Origin of the sequence: Roseisolibacter sp. H3M3-2 (assembly GCF_029211165.1) — a bacterium.
GTDB lineage: Bacteria > Gemmatimonadota > Gemmatimonadetes > Gemmatimonadales > Gemmatimonadaceae > Roseisolibacter.
Map to the genome: position 1 here is coordinate 1 of NZ_JARGEK010000183.1, position 9,154 is coordinate 9,154.

A 9,154-nucleotide genomic window follows, 5' to 3' on the forward strand; every position below is an offset into this window, starting at 1 on the left:
CGCCAGGGTGTCGCGGCGCACGCCGGCGCGCTCCCACAGCCCGAGCCCCGCGCGGAACGCCGGCAGGAGCGCGCCCGCTCGCCGCCGGCGGCGCGCGTCGTCGTCGCGCGCCGCCGCGTCGAGCGCGTCCATCGCGTCGGCGTCGGGGGCGGCGCCGAGCAGGCGGACGATCGCGGCGTGCGCCTCCAGCCGCCACGCGGCGAGGCTCGGCGCGTCGAGCGGCGTGAGGAGGACGCGCAGCGCCCGCTCGAGCGACTCGAGGCATTCGGCGTCGCGCGTGGGCGCAGGGGATGGCGTCATCGGGGTGTCCGGAAGGAAGGGTGGCGTGGCGTCCCGTGCAGGGTGCCGCGCGGATGCGGGCGCCGCATGGGACGAACTCCCTGCTTAGCGGCGCCGGCCGCCCGGCGCGCCGCGCGATTAAGCGGCACGTACGGCAACGCCGCCGCCGGGGCCGGTGACCAACGACGGACGCCGCTGGTCGACAGCGGTGGGCCGTCACCCGTCGTCCGGAGGTCGCATGTCGTCGTCGAAGCTCGCGTCCGCGCTCGTCGTCTCCTGCCTCGCGTCCGCCGCCGGCGCGCAGGCGCCCGCGCCGCGCGACAGCGCCGCGCCGCCGCTCACCTTCGGCGTCGGCGGCGGGTTCGCGATGCACTCGCCGCTGCGCCCGACGACCCCCACCGACGGCCTGGGGTACACGGCCACCGCGCAGCTCGAGCTGCGCACCGCGCTGCGCCCGCTGCTCCTGCGCGGCGAGGGGTCGCTCGCGCGGTGGTCGAACGGCGAGCGCGTGTCGTCGCTCACCGCGGCGCTGGTCGCGCGGCCGACGGCGCGCTGGCGCGTGCTCCCCTACGCGGTCGGCGGCGGCGGCATCTACTTCCCGCAGGGCGCCGGCTCGGCGCCCGGGTGGACGCTCGGCGCCGGGCTGCAGCTCCCCGCGGGGACGCGCGCGCTCTTCCTCGAGTCGCGCCTCCACGCGATGAGCGTCGGCACCGGGATCGAGCGCTGGCGCTACACCTACTCGCCGCTGACGCTCGGCATCCGATTCTGAGCCGCGGCGTCGCCCCGCCGCGCCGTCGCGTGGACGGCGCGGCGGGGCGCGGCGGTCAGCGCGTCGCGGCGAGCGGGCGCTGCCCGACCACGATCGACGGCGTCGCGTTCACGGCCGTCTGCTCGGTCGTCGTGCCGTTGCCGAGCTGCCCCTTGTCGTTCCGCCCCCAGCAGTAGGTCGTGAGGCGGTCGGCGGAGATGGCGCACGTGTAGTTCCCCGAGCCGCCCGAGACGTTGGCCGTGCTGACGTCGGCGGCGCGCAGCGTGCCGCCGGCGCGGACCGGCGTGAGCGCCGAGTTGGTCACCACCTGCCCGAGCTGCCCGTTGGCGCCCATCCCCCAGCACCACACGCCGCTGGAGGAGAGGTCGACGCCGCACGCGGCCGAGAAGCCGACCGCCACGCTGCGGAGCTGCGCCCCCACGACGACCGGCGACGGCGTCGAGGTCACCCCCGTGTTGCCCGTGCCGAGGCGCCCGTCGATGCCGCGCCCCCAGCAGTAGGCCGCCGGCGTGTTGGCGACGGCGCACGTCACCTGGTTGCTCGCCGAGATCGAGACGAACGAGAGCCCGCTCGTGACCTGCACCGGGCTGTTGCTCTGCGTGTTGCCCATCGAGGGCGGCGCGCCGTCGCCCAGCTGCCCGAGGCCGTTCGCGCCCCAGCACCAGGCGGCGCCCGCGGCGGTGACGCCGCACGTGTAGTCGGTGCCCGCCGATACGCTGGCGAAGGTCAGCGCGCCGGCCGCGGCGACCGGCGTCTGCGCCCACGTCGTGTTGCCGGTGCCGAGCTGCCCGGAGCTGTTCGGGCCCCAGCAGTAGAGGCGTCCCTCGATGGTGACGGCGCACGCGTGCTGGTTGCCGACCGACAGCTGCTTGAAGGCCAGGCCGAACGGGGCCGCCACCGGGACCGGCGTGGCGCTCTGCGCCGCGCTGCTCCCCGCGCCGAGGGCGAAGGCCGCGTTGCTCCCCCAGCAGTGCAGCGTGCCGTTGGTCGCGATCCCGCACGTCGTGTTGCCGTAGGTGCTGAGCTGGTTGAAGCGGAGGTTGCCCGCGACCCGCACCGGCTGGCTGCTGAACGAACCGAACGCGCCCGCCTGCCCGGAGCCGAGGCGCCCCTCGGTGCCGTTGATCCCCCAGCACCACGCGATCCCGCCCGAGGCGATGTCGCAGGCGTGCTCGGAGCCCGTGGTGAGCGACCGGTAGCGGATGACCACCACGCGCGTCGCCGTGCCGCTCTTCCCCTCGCTGGTGGCGGTGACCGTGACGGTGCCGCGGTCGACGCCCGTCAGCTCCCCGGTGACGCTGTCGACCGTCGCGACGGCCGGGTTGCTGCTCGTCCACCGCACGGCGCGGTCGGCGAGCACCGCGTCGGCGGAATCGCGGAGCGTCGCGCGCAGCTGCACGACCTGGTAGGCCTCGAGCGTGTCGAGCGCGCTCGTGATGGTGACGGTGCGCACCGGCGCCGGCGCGGCGGCGACGGTGAGCGCGTGCGCGGCGCTCTTCCCCTCGCTGGTCGCGGTGAGCGTCGCCTGGCCGGCGCGGATGGCGGTCACGAGCCCCGAGACGCTGTCGACCGTGGCGACGATCGGCGCGCTCGACGTCCAGCGGATCGCGCGGCCCGGGAGCGCGGCGCCGGCGGAGTCGCGCGCCGTGGCGGCGAGGCGCAGCGTGTCGCCGGCGCGGAGGGTGGCGCTCGCGCCGGCGATCACCACCGAGGCGACGGGGGCGGGGGCCGGCGCGGCGACGGTCAGCGTGAGGCGCGCCGTGCGCCCCTCGCTGGCGGCCGTGATGGTCACGCTCCCCGGGGCGACCGCGGTGACCACCCCGTTGGCGTCGACGGTGGCGACGGACGCCGGGTCGGCGCTCCACGAAACCGCGCGGTTGGCCAGCGCGTTCCCCTGCGCGTCGCGCGGGGTGGCGGTGAGGGCGGCGGTGCGCCCGACGGTCAGCGCGGTGCCGGCCGGGGCGGCGACGTCGACCGCGGCCACCGCCGCCGGCGGCGGGTTGGTGATCGGGCCGGGGCCGGCGGGGGCGTCGGAGCCGCCGCAGGCGGCGACCGCCAGCGAGGCGACGGCGAGGGCGGGGAGGAGGAAGCGGCGCATGTCGGGGGGCGCGGTCTATGGTCCAGGCGCGGCGGGACGTCCGCCGCAGCACGTGGCGCCAGTCTCGCGCGGGGTGCTTGCCGACGCGCTTACCGACCCGGGTCGCGCTTAATCGCCGCCGCGGGGGGGGCGCTTAAGCGCGCCGCTCCCGGCGCCGCTCCCGCCGGTGCGGGGCTTGCACTCGCGGCGCTGGTGCATCGACCGGATGCCGCATCCTGATGACAGTGGATGCAGCAGACCGGCCCGTCCGTCCCACGCCCAGCCGAGCCGCCCATGACCCGCCGTGCCCTGTCCGTCCTCGCCCTCCTGCTCGCCGCCGGCCCCGCCGGCGCGCAGTACAGCGCCTACGCTCTGCGCACCAACGCCGCCGGGGCGCAGGAGCTGGTCACCTTCGGCACCTCCGGCTCCGCCGCGGTGACGGTCGTCGGGCTCACCGGGACCTCGCTGCGCGGGCTCGACTTCCGGCCGGCCGACGGACTGCTCTACGGCTACGACGGATCGCGCCTCTACACGATCAGCACCGCGACGGGGACGGCGACCCTCCTCTCCGACGTCGGCGACATCGCCACGGCGGGGGTCGGCGTCGACTTCAACCCGGTCGCCAACGCGCTCCGCCTCACCGGCACCGACGGGACGAACCTGCGCATCGCCGGCGCGGGGCTCGCGACGACCAACACCGACACGCCGCTCTCCTACACCGACGGCACGCCGGGCATCCCGGCGCTGGGCGCGGTCGCCTACACCAACAGCGTCGCCGCGCCGGCGTCGACGCAGCTCTACGGGATCGACCTCACCCGCGGCACGCTCGTGCTGTCGAGCAACGCCAACGGGGGGCTCTACTCCACGGTGGGGAGCCTCGGCCTGGGGACGAACCTCTCCTCCCTCGTCGGCTTCGACATCCTGACCGTCGGCAGCACCAACCTCGCCTTCCTGCAGCTCGCGACCGGCGCGGCGGCCAGCATGCTCTACACGGTGGACCTCCAGACCGGCGCGGCGACGATGACCGGCGCGATCGGCGGCGGGCGCCAGGTCGAGGGGCTCGCGGTCGCCACCGTGCCCGAGCCCGGGACCTGGGCGCTGCTGGCCACGGGGCTGGTGGGGGTGGGCGCCGCCGCGCGCCGCCGCCGCCGCGCCTGAGCGGTCGCGGACGGACGACGCCCCCCGGACCGCAGCGGTCCGGGGGGCGTCGTCGTGGTGCCCGCGTGCGCCGTCAGCGCGTCGACGGGAGGGGCTTCTGCCCGACCACGATCTGCGGCGTCGCGGTCGACGCGTCGGCGGCCGTGGTGGCGCCGTTGCCCAGCTGCCCGAAGTCGTTCTTGCCGAAGCAGTAGGTCGTGAGGCGGTCCTGCGAGATCGTGCAGGTGAAGCCCGCCGAGCCGGTGGCGACGTTCGCCGCGCTCACCTCGGCCGCCTTGAGCGAGCCGCCGGCGCGGACCGGAGTGGTGGTGCCGTTGGCGCCCACCGGGTTGCCGAGCTGCCCGAAGCCGTTCGAGCCCCAGCAGTACAGGTCGTCGTCGGTCGTGATGCCGCAGGCCTGGCGCGCGCCCGGCGAGAGCTGCTTCCAGGTGAAGCCGGGGATGGCGCGCGGCGTCGAGGTCTCGGCCGAGAAGCCGCTGCCGAACCGGGCGCCGCCACTCCCCCAGCAGTAGCCCTGGCCCGAGGTCGTGAGGCCGCAGGTGTAGCTCTGCGAGGCGTGGAGCGAGCGGAAGGTCAGCCCGCCGACGACCGCCGAGGGCGTGCGCGTGTAGGTGTTGCCGTTGGTCGGGCGGTTGCCGTCGCCGAGCTGGCCGGCGCCGTTGTGCCCCCAGCAGTAGCCCGCGCCGGCCGCGGTCACGCCGCACGTCACGTCGTTGCCGCCGCTGATGCTGGCGAGGCTCATCCCGCTCGCGGCGAGCACGGGGACGTTGCTGCTCGTTGTGGTGTTGTTGCCGAACTCGCTCTGCTGGTTGAAGCCCCAGCAGTAGGCCTTGTCGTCGGTGGTGACGAGGCAGTTGTGCTGCGCGCCCAGCGAGACCGACTTCACCGTCAGGCCACCGGCGACGGCGACCGGCGTGGCGCTCGGGACGCTGCTCGTGCCGTTGCCCAGGTTGCCCCAGCCGTTGTAGCCCCAGCAGTAGGCCTTGCCCTCGCGCGACACGCCGCAGGTGGTCGTGCCGAAGGTGCTGATCTGCTTGAAGCGGACGTCGGTGTTGAGGCGGACCGGCGTGCTGCTGAACGAGCGGTCGGCGCCGTCGGTCATCCCGACGCGCAGCTGGATCCCGTTGCGCCCCCAGCACCACACGATGCCGCCCGAGGCGATGTCGCAGGCGTGCTCGGTGCCGGCGGAGATCGAGCGGTACTTGATGACGACCACGCGCGACGCGGTGCCGCTCTTCCCCTCGCTGGTCGCGGTGACGGTCACCGTGCCGCGGTCGAGCCCCGTGAGCTGGCCGCTGACGCTGTCGACGGTCGCGACGGCCGGGTTGCTGCTCGCCCACCGCACGACGCGGTTGGAGAGGACGTTGTTGGCGCCGTCGCGCAGCGTCGCCGAGAGCTGCACCACGTCCCACGCCTCGAGCGTGTCGAGCGCCGCGTTGACGGCGACGGTCGCGACCGGGGCGACGACCGCGATCTGCGCGGTGCCCGTCTTCCCCTCGCTGCTGGCGGTGATGGTGGCGTTCCCCTGCCCGGTGGCGCGCAGCAGCCCGCTCACCGAGTCGACCGTCACGACGCCGGCGGCGCTCGACGCCCAGCGCACCTGGCGCCCGGCGAGGGCGGCGCCCGACTCGTCGCGCACGGCGGCGGCGAGGCGTAGCGTGTCGCCGGTGCGCAGGTTCGCGGTGGCCGGCGTGACCGCGATCGACGCGACCGGCGCGAGCTGCACGGCGACGCTGGCGGTGGCGCTCTTCCCCTCGCTGGTCGCGGTGATCGTCGCGCTGCCGGCGGCGACGCCGGTCACGAGCCCGTTCGCGTCGACGCGCGCCACGCTGTCGGCCGACGACGTCCACGCGACGGCGCGCCCCGACAGCGTCGCGCCGTTGGCGTCGCGCGCCGCCGCCGCCAGCTGCAGCGTGCGGCCCACGAGCACCGTGCCGCCGGCGGGGGTGATCGCGACCGAGGCGACGGCGGCCGGCGTGCCGGGGTTGCCGGTGCCCGGGTTCCCCGTGCCGGGGTTCTGGTTCCCCGGCGGCGTGACGACGGGGGCGGTGGCGCTGTCGGAGCCGCCGCACGCGGCGAGCGACACGACGGCGCACGCGGCGAGCGCGGTGAAGACGGAACGGGGCATGACGCGATCCTCGGGGGAACGCCCGCGCGCGTGACGACGCACGTCGCGGCGGGACGGGGGGTTGTCAGCGGGCGTTGGCGAGGTGCCGCCGCCCATCGTGGCCCCATGATGCGCGCCGCCGAGGGGGGCGTCTTGGGTAGTTCTACCCCATTGGGACTGGTGGGGCGTTCTCAGATACGGCGTGCTCAGATACGGCGTTCTCGGATGAGGCGTGGTCCGATACGGCGTGACCTACCACCGATTGGTGATGGCCACGCCGTATCGGACCACGCCGTTTTCGACCACGCCGTTTTGGACCACGCCGTTCCAGGTCATCCGACCCACTCTGCCGCCGCGCGCCGTTCCTACGTTCCGCGCTCCATCCACCCCTTCCATATAGAGCATGCTCGCCCTCCGCACCCCGCTGGACCTCGTCCACGACCTCTACGCCGCGTTCGGGCGGCGCGACCTCGCGGCGATCGCCGCGCTGGTGAGCCCCGACTGCGCGATCCGCCAGACGACCGAGCTGCCGTGGGGCGGCCACTACCACGGGCACGAGGGGCTGCGCGAGTTCTTCGCGCGGCTCACCGGCGCGATCGACGCGCGCTTCACCCCCGAGTCGGTGTTCGCCGCGGGCGAGCAGGTGGTGGCGGTCGGGCACACGCGCGGCGCGGCGCGCGCGAGCGGCCGCGCGTTCGAGATCGCGGCCGTGCACGTGTGGACGGTGGCGGACGGCCGCGCGACGCGCTTCGAGGCGTACATCGACACGCCCGCGATGCGCGCCGCGCTGGGCTGAGCGCCGCCGGGCGCGCCGCTACTCCCTGGCCGCGACGTCGGCGGCCACGCGGCGCCACCGCTCGACCAGCTGCACGAACTCCGCGCGGTGCCCGCCCGGGTCCGCGCCCACGGCGCCGCGCGCCAGCGCCAGCACGTCGGCGCCGGTCGCGGCGCCCTTGTGCTCCGAGTCGCGCAGCAGCATCCCGAAGCCGGCCACCGACGCCGCGAAGCGGAAGTCGTCGCTCGCCGCCGCGACGGCGCGCGCGGCGTCGGCGGCGCGCACCGGGTGCGTGAGCAGCCGGCTCTGCGACTCGCCGGGGCGCTTGTAGCGCAGCTGCACGAACAGCAGCTCGCCGTTCGCGCGCGGCGCCGGGCGCTCGCCGGCGCCGTAGCGCAGCGGCTCCGTCCCGCGCACCTCGGCCGTCCCCGCGACGCCGGCCGGCACCACCTCGTACAGCGCGGTCACCGTGTGCCCCGCGCCCACGTCGCCCGCGTCCTTCCGGTCGTCGGCGAAGTCCTCGTCGCGCAGCAGGCGGTTCTCGTAGCCGATCAGCCGGTACGCGCGCACCGCCGCCGGGTTGAACTCGACCTGCAGCTTCACGTCCTGCGCGACCACGTGCAGCGTCGCGCCCATCTCCTGCACCAGCACCTTGCGCGCCTCGGCCAGGTCGTCGACGTAGGCGTAGTTGCCGTTCCCGCGCTTGGCCAGCTTCTCCATCTTCGCGTCCTGGTAGTTGCCGGTGCCGACGCCGAGCACCGTCAGGTACGTCCCCGACGCGCGCTGCCGCTCGATCAGCCGCTCCAGCTCCGCGTCGCTCGACACGCCGACGTTGAAGTCGCCGTCGGTGGCCAGCACGACGCGCGTGTTCGCGCGCTCGCCGCGCCCGCCCATCTCGGCGGCCGTCTTGTACGCGAGCAGCAGCCCCTCGCCGCCGGCGGTCGAGCCGCCCGCCTCCAGCCGGTCGATCGCCTCGAGGATCCGCGCCTGCTCGCGCCCCGACGTCGGCGGCAGCACGAGCCCCGCGGCGCCGGCGTACACGACCACCGCGACGCGGTCCTGCGGGCGGAGCTGCGCGACCAGCAGGCGGAACGCCTCCTTCACCAGCGGCAGCTTGTCGGGCGAGTTCATGCTCCCGCTCACGTCGAGCAGGAACACGAGGTGGCTCGGCGGCAACGCGGCGGTCTCGATGCGGCGCGCCTGCAGCGCCACGCGCACCAGCTGGTGGCGCGGCTGCCACGGCGCGGGCATCACCTCCGTGGTGACGCCGAGCGGGTGCTCGCCGCGCGGGGCGGGGAGCGCGTACGGGAAGTAGTTCACCAGCTCCTCGATGCGCACCGCGTCGGCGGGCGGGCGGTGCCCCTGCGCGAGGAAGCGGCGCACGTTGCCGTACGACGCGCGGTCGACGTCGATCGAGAAGGTCGAGCGCGGGTTGCCGGCGACGGCGAGGAACGGGTTGTCCTCGATGCGGTCGTACCCCTCGCGCTCGAAGCGCAGCGTGTCGCGGCGCCCGGGGTGCGGGGCGCCCGCCGAGTCGGCGGCGTACGCCACGCGCCCGCCGCGCGCGCCCGCGGCCCTCGCCACCGACGCGCGCACCATCGACTGCGCGACGAACGTCGGCGCGGCGGGCGCCACCCCGCGCGCGAGCCCCCCGGCGACGCCCTTCCCGCTGAAGTCCGCGCGCCGCTCGCGGCTCGCCTCCCCCGCGACCACCGCCTCCAGCCGCATCGCCGCCGGCGCGAGCGTCAGCTCGACGTGCACGCTGTCCGCCGTCAGCGCGACGCGCCGCCGCGCCTCCGCGTAGCCCACGCGCCGCGCCACCAGCTCGACCGTGCTCCCCCTCCGCAGCGCCTCCCCGCGGATCGCGAACCGGCCGCGCGCGTCGGTGACGGCGACGAGCGGCGTGCCCGCGACGTCGACGCGCGCGTCGGGGAGCGGGCTGCCGCCCGCGTCGCGCACGCCGCCGCTGATGGCGGCCGCCGCGCGGGC

At 76.0% G+C, this 9,154-nt stretch carries 6 protein-coding genes and 1 pseudogene; 3 read left to right on the forward strand and 4 right to left on the reverse strand.

Annotated elements, in window-relative coordinates; genetic code table 11:
* Nucleotides 1-300: pseudogene (locus PYV61_RS15015) on the reverse strand (hypothetical protein); the annotation flags it as partial.
* A gap of 217 nt (nucleotides 301-517) precedes the next feature.
* On the opposite strand from PYV61_RS15015, the gene PYV61_RS15020 reads away from it, so the two are divergent.
* On the forward strand, nucleotides 518-1,048 hold the full coding sequence (locus tag PYV61_RS15020) for a hypothetical protein (protein WP_275832958.1): 531 nt from the start codon (nucleotides 518-520) through the stop codon (nucleotides 1,046-1,048).
* 55 nt (nucleotides 1,049-1,103) lie between these two features.
* Here the strand turns inward: PYV61_RS15020 and PYV61_RS15025 are convergent, their stop codons facing one another.
* Nucleotides 1,104-3,146, reverse strand: coding sequence for an Ig-like domain-containing protein (locus tag PYV61_RS15025; RefSeq protein ID WP_275832960.1), 2,043 nt, complete (start codon nucleotides 3,144-3,146; stop codon nucleotides 1,104-1,106).
* Between the two features lie 273 nt (nucleotides 3,147-3,419).
* Between PYV61_RS15025 and PYV61_RS15030 the strand changes: the two genes are divergently transcribed.
* Complete coding sequence (locus PYV61_RS15030) at nucleotides 3,420-4,283, forward strand: DUF4394 domain-containing protein (protein ID WP_275832961.1); 864 nt, start codon at nucleotides 3,420-3,422, stop codon at nucleotides 4,281-4,283.
* A 73-nt stretch (nucleotides 4,284-4,356) separates the two neighbouring features.
* Here PYV61_RS15030 and PYV61_RS15035 read toward each other — a convergent pair whose 3' ends face one another.
* Nucleotides 4,357-6,411, reverse strand: a complete 2,055-nt coding sequence (locus tag PYV61_RS15035) for an Ig-like domain-containing protein (protein ID WP_275832963.1) — start codon at nucleotides 6,409-6,411, stop codon at nucleotides 4,357-4,359.
* Between the two features lie 382 nt (nucleotides 6,412-6,793).
* Here PYV61_RS15035 and PYV61_RS15040 point away from each other — a divergent pair, with 382 nt between their 5' ends.
* Nucleotides 6,794-7,186, forward strand: a complete 393-nt coding sequence (locus PYV61_RS15040; protein WP_275832965.1) for a nuclear transport factor 2 family protein — start codon at nucleotides 6,794-6,796, stop codon at nucleotides 7,184-7,186.
* Between the two features lie 18 nt (nucleotides 7,187-7,204).
* Here the strand turns inward: PYV61_RS15040 and PYV61_RS15045 are convergent.
* Nucleotides 7,205-9,154: von Willebrand factor type A domain-containing protein (locus PYV61_RS15045; protein WP_275832967.1), on the reverse strand; the 1,950-nt coding region annotated here is incomplete at its 5' end.

Coding starts and splice junctions, on each gene's coding strand:
- PYV61_RS15020 (WP_275832958.1), top strand. CDS start 518: ATGTCGTCGTCGAAGCTCGCGTCCGCGCTCGTCGTCTCCTGCCTCGCG.
- PYV61_RS15025 (WP_275832960.1), bottom strand. CDS start 3,146: ATGCGCCGCTTCCTCCTCCCCGCCCTCGCCGTCGCCTCGCTGGCGGTC.
- PYV61_RS15030 (WP_275832961.1), top strand. CDS start 3,420: ATGACCCGCCGTGCCCTGTCCGTCCTCGCCCTCCTGCTCGCCGCCGGC.
- PYV61_RS15035 (WP_275832963.1), bottom strand. CDS start 6,411: ATGCCCCGTTCCGTCTTCACCGCGCTCGCCGCGTGCGCCGTCGTGTCG.
- PYV61_RS15040 (WP_275832965.1), top strand. CDS start 6,794: ATGCTCGCCCTCCGCACCCCGCTGGACCTCGTCCACGACCTCTACGCC.